This window comes from Micromonospora sp. IBSANI012, from assembly GCF_052814045.1.
This window is the reverse complement of sequence record NZ_CP199933.1, coordinates 5,417,174-5,443,284: the sequence shown is the minus strand read 5'-3', so window position 1 is coordinate 5,443,284 and position 26,111 is coordinate 5,417,174. Positions and strand designations below refer to the sequence as shown.

General features: G+C 72.7%; 25 protein-coding genes. 13 read left to right on the top strand and 12 right to left on the bottom strand.

The window, feature by feature from the left end; genetic code table 11:
- Positions 1 to 38 precede the first annotated feature (38 nt).
- Complete coding sequence (locus ACTWM8_RS25120) at positions 39 to 443, bottom strand: VOC family protein (protein WP_446214666.1); 405 nt, start codon at positions 441 to 443, stop codon at positions 39 to 41.
- A complete protein-coding gene (locus tag ACTWM8_RS25115; RefSeq protein WP_088960578.1) occupies positions 440 to 1,012 on the bottom strand; it encodes a cob(I)yrinic acid a,c-diamide adenosyltransferase in 573 nt (190 codons plus the stop codon). Before ACTWM8_RS25115 ends, ACTWM8_RS25120 begins: the two co-directional genes overlap by 4 nt.
- On the opposite strand from ACTWM8_RS25115, the gene murA reads away from it, so the two are divergent.
- Together murA and ACTWM8_RS25105 are read left to right on the top strand one after the other, a co-directional pair.
- Positions 1,011 to 2,453, top strand: a complete 1,443-nt coding sequence (gene murA / locus ACTWM8_RS25110; protein ID WP_446211155.1) for a UDP-N-acetylglucosamine 1-carboxyvinyltransferase — start codon at positions 1,011 to 1,013, stop codon at positions 2,451 to 2,453. The two genes, ACTWM8_RS25115 and murA, sit on opposite strands and share 2 nt — an antisense overlap.
- A 93-nt stretch (positions 2,454 to 2,546) precedes the next feature.
- Positions 2,547 to 3,395, top strand: a complete 849-nt coding sequence (locus ACTWM8_RS25105; protein ID WP_446211154.1) for a 3-hydroxyacyl-CoA dehydrogenase family protein — start codon at positions 2,547 to 2,549, stop codon at positions 3,393 to 3,395.
- Positions 3,396 to 3,449: 54 nt separating this feature from the next.
- Here ACTWM8_RS25105 and ACTWM8_RS25100 read toward each other — a convergent pair whose 3' ends face one another.
- Together ACTWM8_RS25100 and ACTWM8_RS25095 are read right to left on the bottom strand one after the other, a co-directional pair.
- Positions 3,450 to 4,295, bottom strand: coding sequence for an ABC transporter permease (locus tag ACTWM8_RS25100; RefSeq protein ID WP_357611539.1), 846 nt, complete (start codon positions 4,293 to 4,295; stop codon positions 3,450 to 3,452).
- Positions 4,292 to 5,140 carry an ABC transporter ATP-binding protein gene (locus ACTWM8_RS25095; protein WP_446211153.1) on the bottom strand — a complete coding sequence of 283 codons (849 nt, stop codon included), beginning with the start codon at positions 5,138 to 5,140 and terminating at the stop codon, positions 4,292 to 4,294. Before ACTWM8_RS25095 ends, ACTWM8_RS25100 begins: the two co-directional genes overlap by 4 nt.
- A 151-nt stretch (positions 5,141 to 5,291) precedes the next feature.
- Here ACTWM8_RS25095 and ACTWM8_RS25090 point away from each other — a divergent pair, with 151 nt between their 5' ends.
- Positions 5,292 to 7,301: a protein meaA gene (locus ACTWM8_RS25090; RefSeq protein ID WP_446211152.1), complete on the top strand. Its 2,010-nt coding sequence runs from the start codon at positions 5,292 to 5,294 to the stop codon at positions 7,299 to 7,301.
- A gap of 40 nt (positions 7,302 to 7,341) precedes the next feature.
- Here the strand turns inward: ACTWM8_RS25090 and ACTWM8_RS25085 are convergent, their stop codons facing one another.
- The 4 genes from ACTWM8_RS25085 to ACTWM8_RS25070 all read right to left on the bottom strand — a co-directional run bounded on the left by ACTWM8_RS25085 (position 7,342) and on the right by ACTWM8_RS25070 (position 10,129).
- Positions 7,342 to 7,644: a DUF1540 domain-containing protein gene (locus ACTWM8_RS25085; protein WP_357914764.1), complete on the bottom strand. Its 303-nt coding sequence runs from the start codon at positions 7,642 to 7,644 to the stop codon at positions 7,342 to 7,344.
- Positions 7,645 to 7,717: 73 nt separating this feature from the next.
- Positions 7,718 to 8,167, bottom strand: coding sequence for an Rv0361 family membrane protein (locus ACTWM8_RS25080; protein ID WP_446211151.1), 450 nt, complete (start codon positions 8,165 to 8,167; stop codon positions 7,718 to 7,720).
- Between the two features lie 47 nt (positions 8,168 to 8,214).
- Positions 8,215 to 9,138 carry a polysaccharide deacetylase family protein gene (locus ACTWM8_RS25075; RefSeq protein ID WP_446211150.1) on the bottom strand — a complete coding sequence of 308 codons (924 nt, stop codon included), beginning with the start codon at positions 9,136 to 9,138 and terminating at the stop codon, positions 8,215 to 8,217.
- Positions 9,139 to 9,274: 136 nt separating this feature from the next.
- Entirely contained in the window at positions 9,275 to 10,129 is an 855-nt protein-coding gene (locus ACTWM8_RS25070) for a helix-turn-helix transcriptional regulator (protein WP_446211149.1), read from the bottom strand.
- Positions 10,130 to 10,228: 99 nt separating this feature from the next.
- On the opposite strand from ACTWM8_RS25070, the gene ACTWM8_RS25065 reads away from it, so the two are divergent.
- Positions 10,229 to 10,993: an SDR family oxidoreductase gene (locus ACTWM8_RS25065; protein WP_446211148.1), complete on the top strand. Its 765-nt coding sequence runs from the start codon at positions 10,229 to 10,231 to the stop codon at positions 10,991 to 10,993.
- Positions 10,994 to 11,657: 664 nt separating this feature from the next.
- A complete protein-coding gene (locus tag ACTWM8_RS25060) occupies positions 11,658 to 12,254 on the top strand; it encodes a hypothetical protein (RefSeq protein ID WP_446211147.1) in 597 nt (198 codons plus the stop codon).
- 196 nt (positions 12,255 to 12,450) lie between these two features.
- Here the strand turns inward: ACTWM8_RS25060 and ACTWM8_RS25055 are convergent, their stop codons facing one another.
- A complete protein-coding gene (locus ACTWM8_RS25055) occupies positions 12,451 to 13,068 on the bottom strand; it encodes a DUF4126 domain-containing protein (RefSeq protein WP_446214665.1) in 618 nt (205 codons plus the stop codon).
- Positions 13,069 to 13,139: 71 nt separating this feature from the next.
- On the opposite strand from ACTWM8_RS25055, the gene nucS reads away from it, so the two are divergent.
- Entirely contained in the window at positions 13,140 to 13,799 is a 660-nt protein-coding gene (gene nucS, locus ACTWM8_RS25050) for an endonuclease NucS (protein WP_446211146.1), read from the top strand.
- A gap of 12 nt (positions 13,800 to 13,811) precedes the next feature.
- Here the strand turns inward: nucS and ACTWM8_RS25045 are convergent, their stop codons facing one another.
- Positions 13,812 to 15,311, bottom strand: coding sequence for an aldehyde dehydrogenase family protein (locus tag ACTWM8_RS25045; protein WP_446211145.1), 1,500 nt, complete (start codon positions 15,309 to 15,311; stop codon positions 13,812 to 13,814).
- 239 nt (positions 15,312 to 15,550) lie between these two features.
- On the opposite strand from ACTWM8_RS25045, the gene ACTWM8_RS25040 reads away from it, so the two are divergent.
- The 7 genes from ACTWM8_RS25040 (at position 15,551) to ACTWM8_RS25010 (ending at position 21,958) form a co-directional block, all read left to right on the top strand.
- Complete coding sequence (locus ACTWM8_RS25040) at positions 15,551 to 16,036, top strand: FHA domain-containing protein (RefSeq protein WP_446211144.1); 486 nt, start codon at positions 15,551 to 15,553, stop codon at positions 16,034 to 16,036.
- 122 nt (positions 16,037 to 16,158) lie between these two features.
- Positions 16,159 to 17,223, top strand: coding sequence for an alpha/beta fold hydrolase (locus ACTWM8_RS25035; protein WP_446211143.1), 1,065 nt, complete (start codon positions 16,159 to 16,161; stop codon positions 17,221 to 17,223).
- A gap of 121 nt (positions 17,224 to 17,344) precedes the next feature.
- Positions 17,345 to 19,135, top strand: a complete 1,791-nt coding sequence (locus ACTWM8_RS25030; protein WP_446211142.1) for a 3-hydroxyacyl-CoA dehydrogenase family protein — start codon at positions 17,345 to 17,347, stop codon at positions 19,133 to 19,135.
- A 41-nt stretch (positions 19,136 to 19,176) separates the two neighbouring features.
- Positions 19,177 to 19,671 carry a SigE family RNA polymerase sigma factor gene (locus ACTWM8_RS25025; RefSeq protein ID WP_446211141.1) on the top strand — a complete coding sequence of 165 codons (495 nt, stop codon included), beginning with the start codon at positions 19,177 to 19,179 and terminating at the stop codon, positions 19,669 to 19,671.
- Between the two features lie 53 nt (positions 19,672 to 19,724).
- Positions 19,725 to 20,711, top strand: coding sequence for a hypothetical protein (locus ACTWM8_RS25020; RefSeq protein WP_446211140.1), 987 nt, complete (start codon positions 19,725 to 19,727; stop codon positions 20,709 to 20,711).
- A gap of 53 nt (positions 20,712 to 20,764) precedes the next feature.
- The gene (locus tag ACTWM8_RS25015) at positions 20,765 to 21,091 is read left to right on the top strand and encodes a hypothetical protein (protein WP_446211139.1); all 327 of its coding nucleotides are present in this window, start codon (positions 20,765 to 20,767) and stop codon (positions 21,089 to 21,091) included.
- 66 nt (positions 21,092 to 21,157) lie between these two features.
- The gene (locus ACTWM8_RS25010; protein WP_446211138.1) at positions 21,158 to 21,958 is read left to right on the top strand and encodes an alpha/beta hydrolase; all 801 of its coding nucleotides are present in this window, start codon (positions 21,158 to 21,160) and stop codon (positions 21,956 to 21,958) included.
- A gap of 3 nt (positions 21,959 to 21,961) precedes the next feature.
- On the opposite strand, the gene ACTWM8_RS25005 is transcribed toward ACTWM8_RS25010, so the two are convergent.
- Positions 21,962 to 23,023: an AI-2E family transporter gene (locus tag ACTWM8_RS25005; protein ID WP_446214664.1), complete on the bottom strand. Its 1,062-nt coding sequence runs from the start codon at positions 23,021 to 23,023 to the stop codon at positions 21,962 to 21,964.
- Between the two features lie 861 nt (positions 23,024 to 23,884).
- The gene (locus ACTWM8_RS25000; protein WP_446211137.1) at positions 23,885 to 26,011 is read right to left on the bottom strand and encodes a hypothetical protein; all 2,127 of its coding nucleotides are present in this window, start codon (positions 26,009 to 26,011) and stop codon (positions 23,885 to 23,887) included.
- Between the last annotated feature and the right edge of the window lie 100 nt (positions 26,012 to 26,111).

Below are 26,111 nucleotides of genomic sequence, written 5' to 3'. Positions count from 1 at the left end.
CGTATCCGGCACCGTCAGACGCTTCTTACCTTGTGCCGTTACCGGGTTTGGTCGGAGGCGACCAGTTCCACCTCGTAGCCGTGGGTGTCGGTGAGGTAGGCGGCGTAGGTGTTCGGGCCGCCGGCGTGCGGGTGGCGGTCCGGGAAGAGCAGCGTCCAGCCGTGCGCGGGCGCGGCCGCGACCAGCCGGTCCACCGCGGCGGGCGGACCGGCGTGGAACGCGAGGTGGTTGAGCCCGGGGGCGAGCCGGTCGTGCGCCCGCCCCGACAGCGCGGGGGACTCCTCCAGCACCAGGTACGTCGGGCCGAGCCGCCAGGACCGGCCGGCGGGCCAGTCCTGGTACGGCGTCCAGCCCAACTCGCCCAGCAACCAGCCCCAGCTGGCCTTGGCGGCGTCGAGGTCGGGCACCCAGACCTCGACGTGGTGCAGCGCGCCGGCGCTCAGCGCTTACCGCCCGGCACCCATAGCACATCTCCGTTCGGATTTGCCGTTCTTGACAGGATGAACAGCAGATCGGAGAGGCGGTTGAGATACTTTGCCGGAAGGGAGCTGGTGCGATCCGGGTCGTGCGCGACCAGTGCCCAGGCGGCCCGTTCGGCGCGCCGGGCGACCGTCCGTGCGACGTGCAGCAGCGCCGCGCCAGCGGTGCCGCCGGGGAGGATGAAGGAGTCGAGCTTGCTCAGGCGTGCGTTGTATTCGTCGCACCAGCCCTCGAGGCGCTCCACGTACTCCTCGGTGACCCGCAGCGGCGGGTACGCCGGATCCGGCTCGACCGGGGTGGCCAGGTCGGCGCCGACGTCGAACATGTCGTTCTGGATCGACCCCAGCACCGCCCGGAGCTCCTCGTCGAGCTGCCCCAGGGCGAGGGCCACGCCGATCGCGGCGTTGCACTCGTCGACATCCGCGTACGCGGCGATCCGCGGATCGGTCTTCGGCACCTGCTCGTTGTTGCTCAGCCTGGTCATGCCGGCGTCGCCGGCCTTGGTGTAGATGCGCGTGAGGTGGACGGCCATGACGCACAGCCTACGGATACCGGACCTGACGATCCCGGCACGGCCGGACCCTGCCTGCGGCTGGCCGGGCGGAGCGGGGGCCGGTGACGCCGTCGACCAGGCGGTCAACGACGTCGACGTCATCCGGGTCGGCGGCGACGCCCGGCTGGCCGGCACGGTGCACGTGGTCGGCGCCAAGAACTCCGCGCTCAAGCTGATGGCCGCCGCGCTGCTCGCCCCGGGGCGCAGCGTGATCACCAACGTCCCCCGGATCACCGACATCGCGATCATGGGGGAGGTGCTGCGCCGGCTCGGCTGCGGCGTGCGGTTCGAGGCGGACGATCCGGTCGACCCGATGGTCGCCCGCGGCGGGGCCGCCCGGTCCCGGTCGGTCGTCATCGACGTCCCGGAGCGGCCCGGCGCGGAGGCCGACTACGACCTCGTCCGCCGGTTGCGCGCGTCGATCTGCGTGCTGGGCCCGCTGCTGGCCCGGCGCGGGCACGTCCGGGTGGCCCACCCGGGCGGGGACGCGATCGGCTCGCGGGGGCTGGACATGCACATCTCCGGGCTGACCCGGATGGGCGCCGACATCTCCGGTGAGCACGGCTTCGTCATCGCCTCGGCTCCCAATGGCCTGCACGGCGCGGAGATCGTGCTGGACTTCCCCAGCGTGGGGGCGACCGAGAACCTGGTGATGGCGGCGGTGCTGGCCCGCGGCGTGACGGTGATCGACAACGCGGCCCGGGAGCCGGAGATCGTCGACATCTGCACGATGGCCAACCAGATGGGCGCGCGGATCTCCGGCGCGGGCACCTCCACCCTGCGGATCGTCGGGGTGCCCGAGCTGCACCCGGTGCGGCACGCCACGGTGGGGGACCGGATCGTCGCCGGCACCTGGGCGTTCGGCGCCGCGATGACCCGGGGGGACGTCACCGTCACCGGCGTGGACCCGGCCTACCTGGAGGTCGCGCTGGACAAGCTGGTCTCGGCGGGCGCGCTGGTGGAGACCCGCGGCGACGCCTTCCGGGTACGCGTCGACGACCGGCCCGCCGCGGTCGACGTGGTCACCCTGCCGTACCCGGGCTTCGCCACCGACCTGCTGCCGATGGCGATCGGCCTGGCCGCGGTGAGTGACGGCGCCTCCCTGATCACCGAGAACATCTTCGACGGCCGGTTCATGTTCGCCAACGAGATGATGCGGCTGGGGGCGGACATCAAGACCGACGGCCACCACGCGGTGGTGCGCGGTCGCGACCGCCTCTCCGGCGCCCCGGTACGCGCCACCGACATCCGGGCCGGCGCGGGTCTGATCATCGCGGGGCTCTGCGCCGAGGGGGTCACCGAGGTCTCCCACGTGTACCACGTCGACCGGGGCTATCCGGACTTCGTGGCCGACCTGCGGGCGCTCGGTGTGCGGGTGGAGCGGGGGACCGCGCCGGAGGCCCCGGACCTCACCATCTGACCGGTCCCGCCGCCGCGGCCGGGGCCTTAGCCGTCGTTCAGGCTCGCCGACTAGGGTGCAGACAGACACTCATTCGCAGCGAGGGAGAAGTAGATGGCGGGTCGACTCGCGGTCGTCGGTGCCGGGCTGATGGGTTCGGGCATCGCCCAGGTGGCGGCGCAGGCGGGCTGGCAGGTGACGCTGCGCGACCTGGACGACGCGGCCACCGGGCGGGGCGTCGACGGCATCCGGAAGTCGCTGGAGAAGTTCGCCGAGAAGGGCCGGATCGACGCGTCCGAGGTCGAGGCGACGCTGGGCCGGATCACCCCCACCACCGACCTGGAGTCGGTCGCCGACGCGGACATCGTGGTCGAGGCGGTCTTCGAGCGGCTGGAGATCAAGCACGAGGTGTTCCGCGCGCTGGACAAGATCTGCAAGGCCGACGCGGTGCTGGCCACCAACACCTCGGCCATCCCGGTCACCCAGATCGCGTCGGTGACGCAGCGGCCGGAGGCGGTCGTCGGCACCCACTTCTTCTCGCCGGTGCCGATGATGAAGCTCTGCGAGCTGGTCCGGGGCTACAAGACCAGCGACGAGACCATGGCGACGGTGAAGGCGTTCGCCGAGGGGATCGGCAAGACGGTCGTCGTGGTCAACCGGGACATCGCCGGTTTCGTCACCACCCGGCTGATCGCGGCGCTGGTCGTCGAGGCGGTCAAGCTGGTCGAGTCGGGCGTGGTGTCGGCCGAGGACCTGGACACCGCCTGCAAGCTCGGGTTCGGCCACGCCATGGGTCCGCTGGCCACCACCGACCTGACCGGCGTGGACGTGCTGCTGCACGCCTCGAAGAACATCTACACCGACACCGCCGACGAGAAGTTCTTCCCGCCGGAACTGCTCCAGCGCATGGTCACCGCCGGCGACCTGGGCCGCAAGACCGGCAAGGGCTTCTACACGTACTGAGTCCGGGCACGAAAAAAGGGGCGGGTGCCGGTGCGCCCGCCCCCTTTCCCGTCGTCAGCCGTCGCGCTTGGTGGTCCAGCGGAAGGTGGTCAGGCAGAGCACCAGGCCGACGACGCACCACGCGGCGAGCACCAGGGCGACCCGGCCCAGTTCGAAGGAGCCGCCCGGCTCCTGGGCGCCGAAGCTCTCCGGCAGGAAGACCGCCCGCAGCCCCTGGCACATCCACTTGAGCGGGAAGAGCGCCGCGACCTGCTGCATCCAGGTGGGCAGCTCGGTGAAGACGAAGAACACCCCGGAGATGAACTGGAGCACCAGGGCGACCGGCGTGACCACGGCGGACCCGCTGCGTGCGGTGCGGGCCAGCGAGGAGATGGCGATGCCGCACAGGGTGCAGGCGGTCACCCCGAGCACGGAGACCCAACCGAAGGTGAACCACTTCGCGGCGGTGCCGGGCAGGTCGAGGTCGAACAGCGTCACGGCGACGGCCAGCAGCAGCGCGGTCTCCGCGACGCCGATCGCCACCACCATGATCACCTTGCCGGCGAACCAGACCCACTTCGGCATCGGCGTGCCCCGGTAGCGCTTGAGCACCCCCCGGTCCCGCTCGATGGGGATCCAGATGCCCAGGTTCTGGAAGCTCACGGTCATCAGCCCGGTCGCGATCATGCCGGTGATGAAGTACTGGGTGAACTTCACCCCGCCGCCGATGGTGCCGTCGAAGATCGCCGCGAAGATCAGGATCATGATGATCGGGAAGCCCATCGTGAAGACGACGGACTCCCGGCTGCGCAGGAACTGGGTGATCTCCAGCCGGCCCTGCCGCAGCGCGAGGGCACCGGGCCCCACCCGCCGGCCACCGGTGGCGGCGACCGGGGCCGCCGGCTTCGTCGTGGTCGTCATGACTGTCCGATCATCCGCAGGTAGACGTCTTCCAGGGTCGGCCGGGTCACGGTCAGGCCGGGGATCTCGCCGCCGAAGCGCGCGGCCAGCTCGGCCACCAGCGCCGTCGGCGCCGCGCTCTGCGCGGTCTGCGGCGTCCCGTCCGGGGTACGCCAGGAAACGGTCGCCAGGGCCTCCTGCCGGTTGCCCAGCCGGTTCGGCGGGGCCACCTCGACCAGCCGGCCGCCTGCGATCACCCCGACCCGGTCGGCGAGCGACTCGGCCTCGTCCAGGTAGTGGGTGGTCAGCACGATGGTGGTGCCGGCCGCCGCCAGGTCCCGGATCAGCTCCCAGAACTCCCGCCGGGCCTCCGGGTCGAAGCCGGTGGTCGGCTCGTCGAGGAAGAGCAGCTCGGGGCGGCCGATGATGCCCAGCGCCACGTCGAGTCGGCGCTTCTGGCCACCGGAGAGGGTGTGCGTGCGGGCCTTCGCCTTGCCGGCCAGGCCGACCCGCTCGACGACCTTGTCCGGGTCGTCGGCGTCGGGATAGAAGCCGGAGAAGTGCCGGACCACCTCGGCCACGGTCAGCTCGTCGAACTCGCCGGTGCCCTGGAGCACGATGCCGACCCGGGACCGCCAGTGCGGGTCCGCATGGGCCGGGTCGCTGCCCAGCACCGACACCTCGCCGGCGTCGCGCTGCCGGTAGCCCTCCAGGATCTCCACGGTGGTGGTCTTGCCCGCGCCGTTCGGGCCGAGCAGGGCGAACACCTCGCCGCGCCGGACGTCGAGGTCGACCCCCGCCACCGCGACGGTGTCGCCGTACGCCTTGCGCAGTCCCCGTACGGAGATCGCGAGCTCGTCATCCATGACGTCCAGTGTGCGACCTGGGACGCCGTCCCGGCCGCCCGGGGTGTGGTGGTGTCGGCCATGTCGCGTCGGCCGTGCCCGGTGGTCCGCTCCATGGACCTGTGTGGTTTTCCACAGCCCGTTTTACTGAACGGTAACTTAAACTCCGGCCATGGACGAGAAGGCACTCTCCGGCCGGCTGCCCGAGCGCGACCGCCCCTGGGTGATGCGCACGTACGCCGGGCACTCCTCCGCCGCGGCCACCAACGCGCTCTTCCGGCGCAACCTGGCCAAGGGCCAGACCGGTCTGTCGGTCGCCTTCGACCTGCCGACCCAGACCGGGTACGACCCGGACCACGAGCTGGCCGCCGGTGAGGTGGGCCGGGTCGGAGTGCCGGTGGCCCACCTGGGCGACATGCGGGCGCTCTTCGACGGCATCCCGCTCGCCGAGATGAACACCTCGATGACCATCAACGCGCCGGCGATGTGGCTGCTCGCCCTCTACGGCACGGTCGGCGCGGAGCAGGGCGCGGAGCTGTCCCGCTGCGCGGGGACGACGCAGAACGACATCATCAAGGAGTACCTCTCCCGGGGGACGTACATCTTCCCGCCGGCGGCGTCGCTGCGGCTGACCGCCGACGTCATCGCGTACACGCTGCGCGAGATGCCACGCTGGAACCCGACGAACATCTGCTCGTACCACCTCCAGGAGGCCGGCGCGACGCCGGTGCAGGAGGTCGGCTTCGCGCTGGCCACCGCCGTCGCCGTGCTCGACGCGGTTCGCGACTCCGGCCAGGTGCCCGCCGAGCGGATGGGCGACGTGGTCCAGCGGATCTCGTTCTTCGTCAACGCCGGGGTGCGCTTCGTCGAGGAGATCGCCAAGATGCGCGCCTTCGGCGCGCTCTGGGACGAGATCACCCGTGAGCGCTACGGCGTGGAGAACCCCAAGCAGCGCCGCTTCCGCTACGGCGTGCAGGTCAACTCGCTCGGCCTGACCGAGGCGCAGCCGGAGAACAACATCCAGCGCATCGTGCTGGAGATGCTCGGCGTCACGTTCTCCCGGGACGCCCGGGCCCGCGCGGTGCAGCTGCCCGCCTGGAACGAGGCGCTCGGCCTGCCCCGGCCCTGGGACCAGCAGTGGTCGTTGCGGATGCAGCAGGTGCTGGCGTACGAGTCGGACCTGCTGGAGTACCCGGACCTCTTCGAGGGCTCGCACGTGATGACCGCGCTGGTCGACGAGATCGTCACCGGCGCCCGCGTCGAGCTGGAGAAGGTGCTGGAGATGGGCGGCGTGGTGGCCGCCGTGGAGAGCGGCTACCTCAAGAGCGCGCTGGTCGCCTCGCTGGCCGACCGGCGCCGCCGGATGGAGTCCGGCGCCGACGTGGTGGTGGGCGTCAACCGGTACACCGAGACCGAGCCCTCCCCGCTGACCGCGGCCGGCGCCGAGGCCGTCGAGCAGGTCGACCCGGCGGTCGAGGCGGCCGCCACCGCCTCCGTACGCGAATGGCGGGCCGACCGGGACGTGGCGGCCGTCGACGCGGCACTGGCCCGGCTGCGGGCGGACGCCGCGACCACGACGAACCTGATGCCGGCGACGCTGGAGTGCGTGCGGGCCGGGGTGACCACCGGCGAGTGGGCCGGCGCGCTGCGCCAGGTCTTCGGCGAGTACCGCGCGCCGACCGGGCTGACCGGCGCGGCCGGGGTCGGCGGGGACGCCACCCTCGTCGCGGTCCGGGAACGGGTCGCCGCCACCGCCCGGGAGCTGGGCAGCGGGCGGCTGCGGCTGCTGGTCGGCAAGCCGGGCCTGGACGGGCATTCCAACGGCGCCGAGCAGATCGCGGTACGCGCCCGGGACGCCGGCTTCGAGGTGGTCTACCAGGGCATCCGGCTGACCGCCGGGCAGGTTGTCGCCGCCGCCGTCGAGGAGGACGTGGACCTGGTCGGGCTCTCGGTGCTCTCCGGCTCGCACCTGGCGGCCGTGCCGGCGGTGCTGGACGGGCTGCGCGCGGCCGGACGGGGTGACCTGCCGGTGGTCGTCGGCGGCATCATCCCCGCCGGGGACGCCGAGGCGCTGCGCGCCGCCGGGGTCGCCCGGGTCTTCACCCCGAAGGACTTCGCCCTGACCGGGATCATCGACGAACTGGTCGGCGTGATCCGCCAGGCCAACGGCCTCACCGCCTGACCGCGGCCCATCGCCCGCGCGACCGCCCGGTCGCGCGGGCTCACACGGTCAGCGGCTGGTACGTCACGCAGTCGGCCATGTCCTGGTCCGGGGCGACGGTGATCGCCGGGGCGTGGCACTCCAGCTCCGAGTTGTGCCGGCAGTCCGACCGGCTGCACGCACCCACCTGCGCGATGAGCTGCTCGATTCCGCCCCGCACCGGCATCTCGACGAAGGTGTGGCAGTGGGCGTGGTCGCTGCTGCCGACGGTGATGGCGAAGGCGTGGCAGTCGTTGGTGCGGTTGTAGGCGCACGACGCCACGGTGCACTCCTGCACCCGGGGCATCTCGATCGATGTGGTCATGACGGCCTCCCTCTCGACTCCTGTACCGATGGTAGGCATTTGCCCGACTTCGGCGCGGAGTTCGGCGGGACCGTCACCCGCACAGGCGCCAGGCCCCGCCCTCCTTGACCAGCGTCAACACCTGGGTGCTCGCGCCGCCGGTCTCCGTCGTCAGCCGCACGGTGGCGGTGCCCCGGACCCGGCCGTTGGTGTTGTTGACGGTCAGCCCCGCGACGTCGTAGTCGACCAGGCGCGGCTCGGCCTCCCACCGCCGGCGGAACTCGGCCAGCGACGTCCGCTCCCGCTCCTCGCGGCAGAGCAGGCCGTACGCCCGCTGGTGGTCGCCGCTCCGGATGGCGTCCAGGTAGCTCGTGGTGGTCTCCCGGACCGGCCCGACCGCCTCCTTCGCCGCGCCGTAGACGAAGAAGCCGCCGACCGCGCCGCCGAGGCAGCAGACCGCCAGCACCGCGCCCACCACGATCAGGACGATCCGCAGGGTACGGCGGTTGTCACGCGGGGGCACCGGGATCGGCTGGTACGTCATGGCCGCAGGTTAGGCGGGTCGCGCAAACTTGCCGCCCGCGCTCCGGCTCACCTGCCGAGCACCTCGGAGAGCGGGGCCGGTTCCAGACCTCGCTCGGCCAGCCCGGCCAGGATGCGGGGCAGCGCCTCGTCGGTCATCGCCGCGTTCGCCTCGGTGACGTGCAGGATGATCACCGAACCGGGCCGGACCTGGCTCAGCACCGCCCGGACGATCGGCTGCCAGGCGGTGGCGAACGGATCGCCGCTGACCACGTCACCGTCCACCACGGTCAGTCCGAGCGGAGCCAGCTCGGCCAGCGCTGCCCGGTCGTGGCAGAGGCCGGGGAAGCGGAAGTAGCGGGTCTGCCGGCCGCCGTACCGGCCGATCACCTCGAAGGTCCGCGCCACGTCCCGGGTCATCTCCCGCCGGGGCAGCGGCGTCAGGTGGTAGCAGCGCGGGGTGAACGCCGCGTGCCCGTAGGTGTGGTTGGCCAGCTCGAAGCGCGGGTTGGCGGCGAGCCGACGGGTCAGCTCCGGGTAGTCCTCGACCCACTTGCCGGTGAGGAAGAAGGTGGCCGGCACCTGCTCGCGCTCCAGCAGCTCGACGATCGCCAGGTTCGCGTACGACGGCGGGTGCGGCCCGCGCAGCTGCCGGCGCATGGTGTCGGTCATGTCGGCGTCGAAGGTGAGGGCCACCTTGCGTCCGGTACGCGGACCGTGGTCGACCACCGGCGGCAGGGTGCCCGGCGGCGTCGCCCCGGGCAGCCCGAAGTCCTCCCCGGGCCGCCTACCGCTCCCGGGCTGCCCGCTCTGCCCGGGAGCCGGCGGTACGGCGGTCCCGCCCACCGTGGCCGGTCCGTGGCCGGCCGGCGCCTTCAGCACGGCGGCCCGTACCGGGGTCCGGTGGGGCGCGGGACCGACGACGAGCGCGACGATGGCGGCCAGGGCGAGGGTGGCGGCGGTGAGCAGGACGCGGGAGTTCTTCGCGAGCACCGGGTGATCATGGCAGTGGGTGCGGTGTCGTGGTGGCCCCCGAACGGCCCCTTCCGCCTGGCGGCCGGTCGGCGGGGGATCTGCCGCCCGCACCCGCGCTTCGGCCCGGCCACCGGCCGCGTGGTGTGCGGTGGGGCTAACCAGGTGTGGTGTCGGCGGGGAAGCGCTCGTGCCCCAGCACGGCGAGCAGCCGCAGCTTCTCGTCGCCCTCGCTGCGCGGTGGCGCGGTGAGCACGAGCAGCGCCTGGGACTGGTCCTCGGTGAACAGGACCTGGCAGTCCAGCTCGATCGCGCCGAGTTCGGGGTGGATGAGCGTCTTGTGGTCGGCGAAGCGCTGCGCGACCTCGTGCCGCTCCCACAGCTCGGCGAACTCCGGGCTCGCCTTCTGCAGCGCCCGCACCAGCTCACGGGCGCGCGACCGCGGGCCCATCGACCCGTACGCGGCGCGCAGGTTGGCGACCTGGGCGCGGCTCTGCCGGGGGCGGTCGTCCTCCGGGTAGCGCAGCCGCTCGGCCGGGTCGGTGAACCACCGGTAGATCTCGCTGCGGGCGAGGCCCGTGTGGCCCGACCGGTCCCCGAACAGGGCTTCGGCCATCCGGTTCTGCACGAGGATCTCGCCGAGGTTGGACAGGATGAGCGCCGGGGTGTCGTCGAGCCGGTCCAGCACGCGCAGCAGCGCCGGGGCGACGTGCGTCGCCGTCGTCACCCGCGCCGGGGCGTTGTGCCCCGCCACCCGGAACAGGTAGTCGCGCTCGCCGGTCGTCAGCCGTAGCGCCCGGGCCAGCGCGGCGAGCATCTGCGGGCTCGGCTGCGGGCCGCGCTGCTGCTCCAGCCGGGTGTAGTAGTCGGTCGACATGGCGGCCAGGGCGGCCACCTCCTCGCGCCGCAGGCCCGGCGCCCGCCGCCGCGCGCCGGCTGCCAGCCCGACGTCCCCGGGCTGCAGCGCCTCCCGGCGGCGGCGGAGGAAGTCGGCCAGGGCTGCACGGTCCATGATCCGAGTATCCGCCTGCCGCCGGGACGAACCAGGGATTGCCGATCCCCTGATGAGCGCTCTCTTCATCCACCCCGGCGGACCGGCGAAGGTGGGTGCATGAACATCTCCGGAAACACCGTCTTCATTCCCGGCTCCACGAGCGGGATCGGCCTCGCCCTCGCCCTCGAACTGCAGGCCAGGGGCAACACCGTCATCGTCGGCGGCCGCCGCACCGATCTGCTGAAGCAGATCGCCGCCGAGCACCCCGGCATCGACACGGTCACGATCGACACGGCGGACCCGGCGAGCATCGCGTCGGCCGCGCGGGAGGTGCTGGCGAGGCACCCGGACCTCAACGTCCTCGTCACCATGGCCGGCATCATGCGCGTCGAGGACTGGCACCAGCCCGAGACGTTCCTCGCCTCCGCCGAGGCTGTGGTGAACACCAACGTGCTCGGCCCGATCCGGCTCGTCGCCGCGTTCATCGAGCACCTGCGGGCGCAGCCGGATGCCACGATCATGACAGTTTCGTCGGGCCTCGCGTTCGCGCCGCTGAAGGTCACCCCGAGCTACAACGCGTCCAAGGCCGCGATCCACATGCTCAGCGAGTCGATTCGGCTGCAGCTCGCCGACACGACCGTGAAGATCGTGGAGCTCGAACCGCCGGCCGTGCGTACCTCGCTGCTGCCCGGGCAGGAGCACAGCGAGTTCGCGGTGCCGCTGGACGAGTTCGTGGCGGAGGTGGTCGGGCTGCTGGAGGCGCAGCCCGAGGCGAAGGAGATCCAGGTCGAGCGGGTCAAGTTCCTCCGGTACGGCGAGGCGCGCGGCGACTACGACAAGGTGGTCGAGACGCTGAACGCCGCCGACCCGCACGGGAAGTAGCGTCGGCGGGGCGTTCCTCTCCCGGTCCTGGCCTGCTCACCGCGACTTCGATAGCTGCGGGTTGAAGCGGGACCCGAGGGCCGGGAGCAGGGCTTCCTCGGCCTTCGGGCCGAGCCCCGGGTGTGGCGCACGTGGGTGGCCGACTTCCTGCGTTGGCCCCGCGCCGAGGGGACCTGCGTACCGCGCCCCTGGTCGGCACGACTGTCCGGTTCCGGCCGGATCGGCATGCCCGGATGTCCGGTTCCGACCCGGCTCGGCCTGCCCGGGTGTCAAGCTCCGGTTTAGCATCGCGGTGCCGGATGTCCGGTTACCGGGTCCGCTAGGCCTGCCCGGATGTCCGGGTCTGGGCCAGCCAGTGTCGGGTCGTCCCGTGACCGGCGGCACCCTGGCGGCGGAATGGTGGCCGGGCCGGTGTCGTTACATCACCTGGACGATCGCAGCAGCACCCCGCTGGCCTGGCCCCATCACGTGGGCCGCCCGGGATGCGGGCCCCGGAATGATGGCGGGCCGCCGGTCGTTACACATGGACCCGGCGCCGAGCCCCCCGCTCGTGAAGCCTGCCGGGGCGAAGACTTTCCCTTGATCTTTTGAGCGCCGTCGTGGTGCTTGTGCCCGCTCGACCCCCATCGAGCCTGGGTGCCAACCCCCGAATGGAGCCACCCTCATGAACACCACCATTCTGCGGAAGAGCGTTCTGGGTATTGCTGGTCTGGCTTTCGCCGGTGGCGTTTTCGCCGGCCCGGTCACCGAGGCTCACGCCGCCCCGGCGGTGGACGCCAAGGCTGTTGCTGTGGTGCAGGCCGACAAGCCGGGTGTGGACAAGAGCAAGCTGATCCCGCACGGTGTGCAGGGCAAGCAGTCCCGCATCGACGTGGGCGACGAGCAGACGAAGAACGTCAAGGCGATCATCGCGGCGACGAAGAAGTCGGGCATGGACGAGCGGGCCGCCGTCGTCGCGATCGCGACCAGCCTGCAGGAGTCGAAGCTGGAGAACCTGGGTCACCTGGGTGAGCGCAACGACTACGACTCGCAGGGCCTGTTCCAGCAGCGTCCGTCCTCGGGTTGGGGCACGGTCGAGCAGATCACCGACCCCGAGTACTCCACGATGGCGTTCCTGAAGGGTCTGAAGCAGGTCGACGGGTGGAAGGACATGCCGCTGACCGAGGCCGCGCAGACCGTGCAGGTGTCGGCCTACCCGGACCACTACGCCCAGTGGGAGCAGCAGGCCGCCGACCTGGTCGCCAAGCACTGGAACAGCTGACCCACCCGAACGATCAACGCTGGCCGGCACCCCCGAACGGGGTGCCGGCCAGCGGCGTATCCGCCCCGGCTCCCGTCCGACCGAATCTTGGACACCTACCGTCCCCTCGAAACGACAACTGTCCAAGATCGCCCCGAAGGCGGGACGCGGCCCAGCGCGCGGTGAAGGGATGGGCGGGGTGTGGGCGTACCCGGGGTCAGACGCGGAAGCCGGCGGCGCGGGCCGCCTGGCGTTCCCGGCGGCGGTCGGAGCGGCGTCGCAGGAACCAGAAGAGGAAGGCCATCAGCCCCAGCAGGAAGGCCAGCACCAGCACCGGCAGGACGATCGCCACCAGGGACATGACCACGCTGGTCGCGTCCTCGGCGGTGCTGGCCACAGGCGCGCCGAAGCCCGCGGTGGTGGCGTTGACGACCGGCCGGGCGGCCGACTTCAGCAGGTGCACGCCGAGCGCGATGACGACACCGGTCACCACCGGCACCCACTGGTGGGACGAGAAGAAGCTCCCGGGGTCGCTGACCGTCACGGTCTCCGAACTGGCGCCGGCGCCGAACGCCAGGCCGCCGGCGGTCGGGCGGACGACGGTCTGCACGAGGTCGTTGACGTGGTCGACCACCGGCACCTTGTCGGCGACGACCTCGACGGCGAGCAGCACCGCCAGGATCAGCACGACCCAGCCGTTGCCCAGCCACTGCCAGCCGCTCGGCAGCTCGATCAGGTCGGTGTAACGGGCCAGCAGTCCCATGATGATCAGGGGGATGTAGGCGTTCAGGCCGGCCGATGCGGCCAGGCCGGTACCCGTGAGAACTTCGAACACCATCTCAGCATCGCACCGGCACGCCAGTGCCGCTCGGTGGCGATGGTCCGGTCCTCGGCTACCCTCGTCGGGTGCGGCTGGTGATTGCGAAGTGCTCGGTGGACTATGTCGGACGGCTCTCGGCTCACCTGCCGCTGGCCACGCGGTTGCTGATGGTCAAGGCGGACGGCTCCGTGTCGATCCACGCCGACGACCGGGCGTACAAGCCGCTGAACTGGATGAGCCCGCCCTGCCGGCTCGAGGAGGCCCCGGGCGTCTGGCGGGTGGTCAACAAGGCCGGCGAGGAGCTGCGGATCACCCTGGAGGAGATCTTCCAGGACACCTCGTACGAGCTGGGGGTCGACCCGGGCCTGCGTAAGGACGGCGTCGAGGCGCACCTGCAGGAGCTGCTCGCCGCCAACCCGGAGACCCTCGGTGAGGGCTTCACTCTGGTCCGGCGCGAGTACATGACCGCCATCGGCCCGGTCGACCTGCTCTGCCGGGACGCCAAGTCCGGCGCGGTGGCCGTCGAGGTGAAGCGGCGCGGCGAGATCGACGGCGTGGAGCAGCTCACCCGCTACCTGGAGCTGATGAACCGCGACCCGCTGCTCGCCCCGGTCTCCGGCGTCTTCGCCGCGCAGGAGATCAAGCCGCAGGCCCGGGTGCTCGCCACCGACCGGGGGATCCGGTGCGTGGTGGTCGACTACGACAAGCTGCGCGGCATCGAGCGCGACGAGCTGACCCTCTTCTGACCCGCTGCCCGCTCAGCGTCGGCCGTACATCACCTTGGCGGCCTTGACCAGGCGCGCCACGTCGGCGGGGGTCCGCTCGAAGGTCATCGACGGCAGCAGCGACCGGGCCCGGCGCTTGGTGATCGACTTGGCCCGGCCGAACTCGCGCAGCCCGTCCTCGCCGTGGATCCGCCCGAAGCCGGAGTCACCCACCCCGCCGAACGGCAGCGTGGACATGCCGGCGAAGGTGAGCGCCGAGTTGACCGAGGCCATGCCCGAGCGCAGCCGCCGGGCGATCGCCACCGCGCGCTTGCGACCGAAGACCGAACCCCCCAGGCCGTACGACAGCGCGTTGGCCCGGCGTACGGCCTCGTCGGCGTCGCTCACCCGGCTGATCGTCAGCGTCGGGCCGAAGGTCTCCTCGCGGACGGCGGCCGAGGTCTCGGGTACGTCGACCAGCACCGTCGGGTGCACGTACGGCGGCTGGACCGCGCCCGGCCCGCCGAGCACGGCGCGACCACCGGCCGCGACGGCGTCGTCGATGTGCCGCCGGATCACGTCGAGCTGGCTGGGCATGGTGATCGGGCCGATGTCGGCGCCCTCCGGGCCCACGGTCAGCCGGCCGGCGCGGGCGACCACCTTGTCGACGAAGGCGTCGTAGACCGGATCGACGGCGTAGACCCGCTCGATGCCGATGCAGGTCTGGCCCGCGTTGGTCAGCGCGCCCCAGACGCACGCCTCGGCGGCGGCGTCCAGGTCGGCGTCGGCGTCCACGATCATCGCGTCCTTGCCGCCGGCCTCCAGCAGCACCGGGGTCAGCGACTCGGCGCAGGCCGCCATCACCTTCTTGGCGGTGGCGGTCGAGCCGGTGAAGGCCAGCTTGCCCACGCCCGAGCGGCACAGCGCCGCGCCGACGTCGCCGAGACCGTGCACCGCGGTCAGCACCGGCTGCTCCGGCACCACCTCGGCGAAGGCGTCCACCAGCCACTGCCCGACGGCCGGGGTGTACTCGCTGGGCTTGAGCACGACGGCGTTGCCGGCGGCGAGGGCGTACGCGGTGGAGCCGATCGGGGTGAAGACCGGGTAGTTCCACGGGCCGATCACCCCGACCACCCCGTACGGCTGGTATTCGAGGTGGCCGGAGAACTCGGCCAGGATCAGCCGCGAGCGGACCCGGCGCGGCCCCAGCACCCGGCGGGCGTTGCGGGCGGCCCAGTCGATGTGCTCGATCGCGGTGAGGATCTCGACGATGGCGTCGGCGACCGGCTTGCCGCCCTCGACGTGGACCAGCTCCGCCAGCTCCTCGATCCGCCGGGCGAGCAGGCCGCGCCAGCGCAGCAGCCGCTCCCGGCGCCCGGTGAAGCCCAGACCGGCCCACCACTCGCCGGCGGCCCGGGCCCGCTCGACCGCGCGGGCGACGTCGTCGGGGGTGGCCACGGGGAAGCGGCCGGCTTCGGCGCCCGTCGCGGGGCTCGTCGAGACCAGCCGATCGCCCTCGATGACCGGGGTGCCGGGGACATGCACAGCCGTCATGGCGGAAGTCTAGACCCGGAGATTACCCACCGGTAGGGGTGACCGGGGTCCCCGGCGGCCCGCCCCGGATCGGCCGTACCGCGTGCCGCCGGCGACGTGGACCCGTGTCGCCGCCGCCCGAATCGGTTAGCGGTAGTTGTCCGGCCGGGGTCGCGGAGGTGTCCGCGCGGGTGGTGAGGTGGGCGGGGGGAACTGGCACGCTGACGCGGGGGCGACAGTGGGTGGGGAGCTGACAGTCCATGGAGGATCGTCCGGAACTGATACCGCTGCTGACGGTGGCGGGCGGGGCGATGCGCGGGGCCAGCTTCCGGCTGAGCCCACGGCCGCAGGTGATCGGCCGCGCGCCGACCGCCGACATCGTGGTGACCGACCCGCACCTGAGCCGGCGGCACGCCGAGGTGCGGCTGACCGACGCCGGGGCCGTCCTGGTGGACCTGGGCTCCGCCAACGGCACGTGGCTCAACGACCGGCGGATCACCGGCCCGGAGCAGCTCTGCGACGGTGACGTGGTCCGGCTCGGCCGTACCGAACTGCGCTTCTTCGACCCGGGCCTGGCCACCACCGACCCGGTGGGGCTGCGCTTCGCCGGCGGGGGCCCGGTCCGCCGGGACCACCGACCGACCCTGCCGTTGCCGTTGGCCGCCCCCGCCACCGCGCAGACCGACGCCCGGGCCGTCGGCGGCGAGCCGGTCGGATCGGCGGCCGGGACCGAAGGCGCCACCTGACCTGCCGCCGCGTCCTGACCTCCGGACCCCGGTCGTCGTGCGGGGGCGGCACATCCGGCCGCGCCGGATAGTGGGCGGCCGGCCCATGGACCGGGGGACGCTGCCGTGGCAGCATGCCGCGGATGGAGATCGAGCAGCGGACCGTGCCGGCCAACGGCATCACCCAGCGGGTACGGGTGGCCGGACCGCCGGACGGCGTGCCGGTGCTGCTGGTGCACGGCAACGGCTCTTCCTCGGCGTTCTGGGAACCGCTGGTCCGCCGGCTGCCCGCGACGCTCCGGGTGGTCGCGCCCGACCTGCGCGGGTACGGCGACACCGAGACCGCCCCGGTGGACGCGACCCGGGGGCTGGCCGACTTCGCCGACGACGTGGCCGCCCTGCTCGACGAGCCGGGTCTCTTCGCCGCCGGCGCGCGCCCGGTGGTGGTCGGGCACTCCCTCGGCGGCGGGGTGGCGATGCGGCTGCTGGTCGACCACCCGGACCGGGTGGCGGCCCTGCTGCTGGAAGCCCCGGTGTCGCCGTACGGCTTCGGTGGCACCCGCGACCTCGACGGCACCCCGACCACGCCCGACTTCGCCGGCACCGGTGCCGGCTCGGTGAACCCGGACTTCGTGGCCAGGCTCGCCGCCGGCGACCGGAGGGCGGACGCCCCGACCAGCCCGCGCAGCGTGCTGCGGACGACCTACGTCGCCGACCCGGCCGCGCTCGGCGAGGACGAGGAACTGCTGCTGGACAGCCTGCTCTCCACCGCCACCGGCGAGGACAACTACCCCGGCACGGCCGGCACCTCGCCGCACTGGCCCGGCACCGCGCCCGGTTCGCGCGGTGTGCTCAACGCGCTCGCCCCGGCCCACTTCCGGCTCGCCGACGAGCTGGTCGCCGTCGAGGTCAAGCCGCCCGTCGCCTGGCTACGCGGCGACGCCGACGTGATCGTCTCGGACACCTCGCTGTTCGACCTGGCGTACCTGGGGTCGTTGGGGATGGTGCCGGGTTGGCCGGGGGAGCAGGCGTGCCCGCCGCAGCCGATGGTCGGGCAGACCCGGGCGGTGCTGGAGCGGTACGCCGCGGCCGGCGGCACGTACCGGGAGGTGGTGCTTCCCGGCTGCGGGCACAGCCCGCACGTGGAACGGCCGGCCGAGTTCGTGGCCGAGCTGCTGGCGCTGACGGGGGTGCCGGCGACGAACTGACCCGGTGCGTGAAATATCCCACGGCGTCTCGACAACGCAGCGTCGCGTGGCAGACTCCGGCGCATAACCTTAGTCGCCGTTCAAGTCGGCGGGGTGCGGAGCAAACCAGGGGAGGCCGGTCGTGGCGCGCGAGTTCACCAGTGTGGGTGTGGTGGGTCTGGGCACCATGGGTGCCGGCATCGTCGAGGTGTTCGCCCGCAACGGCATCGAGGTCGTCGCGGTGGAGATCTCCGCCGCCGCCCTGGAGCGCGGCCGGGTCACCCTCACCGGCTCCACCGACCGGGCCGTCGCCAAGGGCAAGCTCGCCGAGGCCGACCGGGACGCCCTGCTGTCCCGGGTGAACTTCCAGGTCGGGCTGGACGCGCTGCACTCGGTGGACCTGGTGATCGAGGCCGTCCCCGAGCACCTCGACCTGAAGCAGCGGATCTTCGCCGAGCTGGACCGGGTCTGCAAGCCCGAGGCCATCCTGGCCACCAACACCTCGTCGCTGAGCGTCACCGAGATCTCGGTCGCCACCACCCGGCCCAACCAGGTGATCGGCATCCACTTCTTCAACCCCGCCCCGGTGATGAAGCTGGTCGAGGTGGTCCGCACGGTGGTCACCTCCGCCGACGTGGTCGCCGACGTCGAGGCGCTCTGCGAGCGGCTCGGCAAGGTCGACGTCACCATCAACGACCGGGCCGGCTTCATCGCCAACGCGCTGCTCTTCGGCTACCTCAACCACGCCGTCAGCATGTTCGAGGCGCGGTACGCCACTCGCGAGGACATCGACGCCGCCATGAAGCTCGGCTGCGGCCTGCCGATGGGCCCGCTCGCGCTGATGGATTTGATCGGCCTGGACACCGCGTACGAGATCCTGGACACCATGTACCGGCGGGGCGGTCGCGACCGCCGGCACGCCCCGGTGCCGCTGATCAAGCAGATGGTGACCGCGGGTCTGCTCGGCCGCAAGTCCGGCCGGGGCTTCTACACCTACGAGCGGCCGGGCTCCCCGGTGGTCGTACCCGACGAGCAGACGCCCGTGGCGTCGGAGTCGGCACTCGCCGACGGCGCCCGGGGGATCACCAAGGTCGGCGTGGTCGGCTCCGGGACGATGGCCACCGGCATCATCGAGGTCTTCGCCAAGGCCGGCTACGAGGTCGTCTCGGTCACCCGGGGCGCGGAGAAGTCCGCCAAGGTCTTCGAGTCCGTCAAGACCTCGCTCAACAAGGGCGTGGTGCGCGGCAAGCTCAGCGAGGCCGACCGGGATGCGGCGCTGGGCCGGATCAACTGGTCCGCCACGCTGGAGCACCTGGCCGACGTCGACCTGGTGGTCGAGGCCGTGGTCGAGGAGCTGAGCGTCAAGAAGGCCCTCTTCGCCAGCCTCGACGAGATCTGCAAGCCGGGCGTCGTGCTCGCCACCACCACCTCCTCGCTGCCGGTGATCGACGTGGCGATGGCCACCCAGCGCCCGGCCGACGTGGTGGGGCTGCACTTCTTCAACCCGGCGCCGATCATGCCGCTGATCGAGGTGGTGCAGACCATCCGCACCTCGACGGAGACCACCGCCACCGCCAAGGCGGTCTGCGCGACGCTGGGCAAGACCGGTGTGGTCTGCGGTGACCGCTCGGGGTTCATCGTCAACGCGCTGCTCTTCCCGTACCTGAACGACGCGGTGAAGATGCTGGAGGCCAGCTACTCCACCGCCGACGACATCGACTACGCGATGAAGCTCGGCTGCGGCTACCCGATGGGCCCGTTCGAGCTGCTCGACGTGGTCGGGCTGGACGTCTCGCTGGCCATCCAGCGGGAGCTCTACCTGGAGCTGCGCGAGCCGGGCTTCGCCCCCGCGCCGCTGCTGGAGCACCTGGTCACCGCCGGTTACCTGGGTCGCAAGAGCGGCCGGGGCTTCCGCGACCACACCCGTCGCTGACCCCGGTCAACACGCCGCGCCCGTGACGGCGTCTTGAGGGTGTGACCTTCGAGGAGTACGTCAGCAGCCGCGGCCCGGCGCTCGTCCGCCTGGCCCGGCTGCTGACCGGTGACGAGCACCGCGCCGAGGACCTCACCCAGGACGTGCTGGCGCGTGCCTACGTGCACTGGCGCAGGATCGCCCGCGCCGACCACCCGGACGTCTACGTGCGGCGGATGCTGGTCAACGCCAACACGTCCTGGTGGCGTCGGCGCTCCAGCCGCGAGCTGGCCACCGCGGAGTTCGCCGATCGGCCCCACCGTGGCGACCTCGGCGGCGAGGCGGCCGAGCGGGACGAGCTGTGGCGGATGATCCTCGCGCTGCCCGACCGCCAGCGGGCGGTGCTGGTGCTGCGCTACTACGAGGATCTCGACGACGGGACGATCGCCCAGATCCTGAACTGCTCGCCGGTCACCGTCCGCACCCACGCGATGCGGGCGCTCACCCAACTGCGGGGGCGCTACGGCGTTCCCACGACCAACGGGAGCCGGCCGTGACCGACCTCGATCAGGCAATCGTTAGCGCGCTTCGGGACCGTGCCGAGGGGGCGGTGGACACCCGTCTGCTGACCGCGCGGGCCGTTGCCGGCGGGCAGACCCGTCGACGCCGGCGGCGGATGGCGGCCGGCGCGGCGTTGGGCCTGACCGCCGTGCTGAGTGTCGGTGTGGCGGCCGGCCCGCCGGAGTCCGGCTCGCCCCCGCCGGCCGCCGCGCCGGCCAGGCTGGTGGTCGCGCCGCCCCGCGTCGACGGGATCGCCGGAGCTGCCACCCGGCCCGACCTGGTCGGGGCAGATCCGAAGGTGCTGCACTTCGGCGTCGATCCGGCCCGCGGGCGCTACCTGGGCTGGGCGGTGGCAGAAGGTGTGGAGTCGGTTCGGATCGACGTCGGCAGCGGCCGGACGGTCAGCGTCGATCTGGCCCGCTCGTCCTCGGCGCTGTCCGAGCGGCCGATGGAGGGGCTGGAGGTTGGGCTGCGCGAATTGGCCACCGAGGCGGCGTTCGACGGTCGGACGGTCACGGTTGCCGACGGCAGTCGGCAGGTCCGGGTGCGCCACTGGCAGCCTTCCCGCGGCCTGTACGCCCGAGCCGTGGTGATCGACGGCCCGCAGGCCGAGCTGCTGGTCGCGGCAGACGCACTGCGTTGGGATGAGCCCCGGCGGTGCACCGCTCCGATCCAGCTGACAACCCTGCCTCCCGGTGCGGCCGTGGCCAGCTGTCGGGTGGACGTCACTGGCTTCCCGGGACGGCTGAACAGCTCGTTGACCGTCGTCCGCGGCTCCGAACAGTCGATGTCGGTGAGCCTTCAGTACAACGAGGGCATCGAACGGGGCCGGACCGAGGGAAACCGAGTGGTCGGGGGCAGGGCGCTCTTCCGCAATCCCACTCTTCCCCAGGTGGAGCTGCTGGGCATCCCGAAGGCGCATCTGACCGCCACCTTCGGGTGGCCGGCATCGGGATTCAGCGAGGAGGAGGCGGCGACGGCGCTCGCCGGTGTGCGGTTGGCCGGCGACCTCGCCCGACCGGAGACCTGGCGTTGACGTCGGCCCGGCCGGCGGGCTCAACCCGCCGGCCGCGCCGTAACCTTGACGACGTGAGCCCCCGTCGCAACCGTCCCCGCCGCGAGGACGCCGGACACCTGGACTCCGCCCGGGTCCGCCAGGGCGTGGAGACGGTGCAGCAGTGGCGCGACGGCGAGTGGCAGGTACGCGGGATCGGCGGCGGGGCGTCCACCAAGACGTACCGCTGCCCCGGTTGTGACCAGGAGATCCGCCCCGGGGTGGCGCACCTGGTGGCCTGGCCGGCGGACGGGACGGGTGACCTCACCGACCGCCGGCACTGGCACAGCGGCTGCTGGCGGGCCCGCGACCGGCGCGGCCCGGCGATCCAGCGCGGGCGCAGCGCGCCGAAGTACGGCTGAGCGATCTGGATCACCCTGTTTCCGCCCGGGCGGGCGGCGGCGGTGAAGTCGCGCCAGACTTGAGCGGTGAGCACACCGATCCGCGCCTCGTCGATCCTGCCCGGCCACCGGGAGGACATCGAGCTGCACACCGCCGACGGCCTGCGCCTGGTCGGTGAGCTGGCCCGGCCGGTCGACCGGGAGCCGGTGGCCACCCTGGTCTGCCTGCACCCGCTGCCCACCCACGGCGGGATGATGGACAGCCACGTCTTCCGCAAGGCGGCCTGGCGGCTGCCGGCCCTGGCCGACCTGGCCGTGCTCCGGTTCAACACCCGGGGCACCAGCAGCGTCCGCGGCACCAGCGAGGGCGCCTTCGACGCAGCGGTGGGGGAGCGCTTCGACGTCGCCGCCGCGATCGAGTACGCCGAGTTTCACGAGCTGCCGAACATCTGGCTGGTGGGCTGGTCGTTCGGCACCGACCTGGCCCTGAAGCACGGCTGCGACCCGGCGGTGGCCGGTGCCATCCTGCTCTCCCCGCCGCTGCGCTTCTCCGAGCCGGCGGATCTCGCGGTGTGGGCCGAGGCGGGCACCCCGCTTACCGCGCTGGTGCCCGAGTTCGACGACTACCTGCGGCCGGACGAGGCGCGGGAGCGCTTCGCGGCGGTGCCGCAGGCCGAGGTGGTCGGGGTGCCCGGCGCGAAGCACCTCTGGGTGGGCGACGCCGAGACGGTGCTGGACGAGATCGTCCGGCGGGTCAACCCGGCGGTGCCGCTGCCGCTGCCCACCACCTGGGACGGCCCGATGGAGACCGGCGACGTCAGCGCGTACGCCGACCGCACGGTGGCCTCCTTCGCCGACACGCCCGTCCCGGGGCCGGTGCGGGACTGAGGGTCAGCGGGCCTCCTGCCGGGGCAGCACCACCTCGCGCAGGATGAGCTGGAGCGCCGCCACCGTCGGGATGGCGATCAGCGCGCCGACCACGCCGATCAGCGCCACCCCCAGCAGCGCGGCGAGCAGGGCGGCCACCTCGTTGACCTCCACCGACCGCCGCATCACCTTCGGGTAGATCAGGTAGTTCTCCACCTGCTGGTAGATCAGGAAGAAGGCCGCGCAGGCGATCCCGGTCGGCAGCCCGGTGGCGAACCCGACCAGGGCGACGATCACCGCGCCGAGGGTGGCGCCGATCTGCGGGATCAGATCGGTCACGGCGACGACCACGGCCAGCGCGAACGGGTACGGCAGCCCGACGACCAGCGCGAAGACGAAGGTGCTCACACCGGCCAGCACGGCGATGCTCAGCGCGCCCACCATGTACGCCCCGACCTTGGTCAGGATCGCGTCGCCGATCAGGCTGACCCGCTGCCGCCGCGAGCGGGGGACCAGCGCGTACGCCAGGGCGCGCAGCTTGTCGAAGTAGGCCAGGAAGTAGATGGTCAGCACCAGCACGGTGAGCGCCCGGAGCAGGGTGCCGAAGATGAGCTGGGCGCCGCCGAGCACACCGCCGAGCGCCCGGCCCACGGTGTCGGCGTTCGCCGCCGACCGCACGCGCTCCATCACGCCGTACCGTTCCACCAGGTCGTTGACCGTGTGGTTGCGCCGCAACTCCTCGACGTAGCTGGGGATCTGGTTGACGAACTCCCCGGTCTGCGTCACCACCGGCGGCACGATCGCCACCAGGCCGCCGGCGATCAGCAGCACCAGGGTGAGCACCACCGTCGCCACCGCGAGACCGTGCGGCACTCCCCAGGAGCGCAACCGGACCACCGCCGGGTTGAGCCCGATCGCCAGGAAGAGCGCGATGACCACCAGGACGAGGATGCCGCCGGCGTTGCGGACGCCGAGATAGAGCGTGTACGCCAGCAGCACGCCGAGCGCCCCGGTGAAGCCGACCAGGAAGCTGCTCCGCCGCAGCGGCCGCCCCGGCTGGCCGTAGCGCCCCGAGGGGGTCGCCACCGGAGCGGCCGGCTCGAATTCCGTCGAGGCGGCGTCGGTCGACGTGGTCGCGTGCGCGCCGGTCGCGGTCCGCTCCCCGGTGGGCTCGAATTCCGTCGGGTCGGCGTCGGTCGACGGGTGCTCTCCGTCGCGCTGGGTGCGTCTCCCACCGGGCGTGGTGGGTCGGGTGCCGGCGTCGTCCCGAAATTCGCCCTCCACCGGTTCGTCCTGTCCCACCCGACCTCCCCGGTTCGTGTCCCGGCGGTACGCCGGAACCTGTCGGACCGTCCCTGGCCCGAGCCCCGGGCCAGCCCCCTGCCCGGAGGGTAGTGGCGGGCAGGTGCCCGAGCCAGCCCCGTCCGCAATGTCCGGCCGCTCTCCAGGCCTGTCGGACCAGCCGTGCCCCGCCGACCGGGCCTCGGCTGGACGGCCTTCCGCCCGGGCGGACCGCCCGGGCCGGCTGCTTGCCGACCGCTGGTTCGTCATTCCACCTGAAGGGTCGCACCGCGCCGGGCACCCCGACGGTCCCTTCAGCTCCTTTGCTCTGCTGCCCATCCGGCAACACTGGGAGCGCTCCGCTGTTGCCGGGACCGCAGCAGAGCAAAGCGTGTGGCGGAGGGGTGTCGTCGGGTCCGGGTCGCCACGACGCTGGCGGGATCGGGACCGCAGGGGGGTCGGGACCGCAGGGGGGGTCGAGACCGTCGTGGGCCGCGTCGAGGCGCTTCAGGACCCGGGACAGGCTCAGGACCTCGGCGGCGAAGGGCGATCGGTCCGGCCCGGTGGCGACGCGGACGGCCGGATCACCGTGCGGGGCCGGGCGAGTCCTGGCCCAGCTCACCCGGGCAGCCGTTCCGGCGCTCGCCGCCGCCGGAACGGCCCCGGTCACTCCGACTCGGCGGTGACCTTGCTCGGCTTGGCGCCGCGCTCGTCGGTGGTCGGCTTGGTCGGCCGCTTGCCGTTCTCGCCGGTGCTGGTGATCTTGGTCGGGGTGGCCTCGCGGCCCGCCGTGCCGGGCACCGCGGCCACGGTCGGCTCCCCGTCGACACCGGCGCTGGCCGTGCCGCCGTCCACGGTGGTCACCGCCTCGGCCACCGGGTGTGCCTTGGGCTTCGTCCCGTCCGTGCCGGCGACCGGCTCGGCGTTCGGCCTGGCTCCGTCCGTGTCCGGCGCGGGCTTCGCGCCGTCGCCGGTGACTTTCGCACTGTCGGCGATGGCCTTCACGGCGTCGGCCTTGGGCTTCGCGCCGTCGCCGGTGGGCTTCGCGCCGTCGGTCGAGGTGACGCTGGCGAGCGCCGGAGCGGCACCGCCCGTCGTCGGTACGGCCGCCGTCCCGGTGACCTTCCGGAGCTGGGACTCGGTGATCTGCCGCTGGAGCTCGTCGGATTCCTGCCGCGCCTGCCAGGTCTCCTGGCGCAGGTCGGCGAGCTGCTGCTGGGCCTGCGCGATCTCCAGCATCACCTGGGCGAGCTGCTGCCGGCCCGCGGCCGCCTCCTGCTGCGTCGCGGCCAGGTGCTGCTGGGTGGTGGCCAGGTGCTGCTGGGTGGTGGCGGCGTACTCCTCGAACTGCCGGCGGGACGCCGCGACGTGCTCGTCGGCCTTGCGGCGCTTGTCGGCCGACTCCGTCTCGGCCCGCTGGAGCAGCGTGGTGGCCTCCTCCTCGGCCCGGCGGCGCATGGTGAGCGCGTCGACCTCGGCGGACCGACGGACCTCGGCGGCGCCCTGCTCGATCTCGTCGCGGCGCGCCGTCCATTCCCGCTCCAGCTGGTCGTGGCGGGTCTTGTGCTGCTTCTCCAGCTCCTCGTGCCGGCTGGTGTACTTCTTCTCCAGCTCGTCGCGGCGCTTGGCGTACTCCTGCTCGATGGCGGCGCGACGCTGGGCCAGTTCCCGGTCGGCGGCCTCCCGCCGGCCGTTGACCTCCTTCTCCACGCCCGCCCGCCAGGCGCCCAGCTCCTGCTGCGTCTGAGCGCGGGCGTGCTGCACGTACGCCTCGGTCTCGCTGCGCATCCGCTGCACGTACGCCTCGGTCTCGGCGCGGCTGCGCTTGGCCGTCTCGGCGGCCTCCGTGGTCAGCCGGTGTGCCTCCTGCCGGGCCCGGCCCCGGGTGCCCTTAGCGGCCTCCTCGGCGTCGTCGGTGATCCGCTTCGCCTCCTGGAGGGCCTTGGCGTGGGTGGCCCGCCCGGCCTCGGCCGCCGACTCGGTGAGCCGCTTGGCCTCCTGCTGGGCCTTCGCGTGCACCTCCTTGGCCGCCTCGCGCAGCTCGGTGGCCTCCTGCTGCGCCTTCGCCAGCGCCTCTTTGGCCGTCTCGCGCAGCTTGGTGGCCTCCTGCTGGGCCCGGCTGTGGATCTCCTTGGCCGTGTCGCGGAGCTGGGTGGCCTCCTGCTGCGCCTTCGTCAGCGCCTCCTGGGCGGCGGTGCGCTGCCGGGTCGACTCGTCCTGGGCGGTGGCGCGCAGCCGATTCGACTCGTCCTGGGCCGTGGCCCGCAGCCGGGCCGCGTCCTCCTTGGCGCTCTTGAGCGCGGTCGCCGCCTCGGCCTTGCGGGCGGCGGTGTGCCGCTCCTCCTCGGCGCGCCGTGCCGCCAACGCGATCTCGAAGTCCTTGAGCGCCTTGGCGGCCTGCTCGCGGGCCTCGTCGATGATGTGCTCGGCGGCGGCGCGACGGGCCTCGATCTCCTCGCTGGCGGCGCTCAGGATGGCGTCCGCCTGCTCCTCGGCGAGGGCGAGGATCTGCTCGACTCGGGGCCCCAGGTGCTTGAACGAGGCGCGGTCCACCACGCCAATCTGCTTGCGCACCTGGGCCAGGTCCCGCTGGAGATGCTCGACCTGCCCGGCCAGCTTGTGGATCTGGGTGTACGCCTGTTCCCGCTCGGCCGTCAGGGTCGCGATCTCGTGCTCCGCACGAGCGACGTACCGGTCGACCTGTCGTTTCTCGTACCCCCGCAGGGCGGACTCGAAGCTGGGCTCCGTGGTCACGTCCCCGCCGAGAGCGAACAGTTCCTCGCCGTGCGACATGCCCCCATCCTCACACGCATTGGGTCCTGCTGGGGCGATACGGACGCCCCTGTTGCGACCTACTTCACGTCGGACGTACCGGCCGTATCAGGAGTTGGGA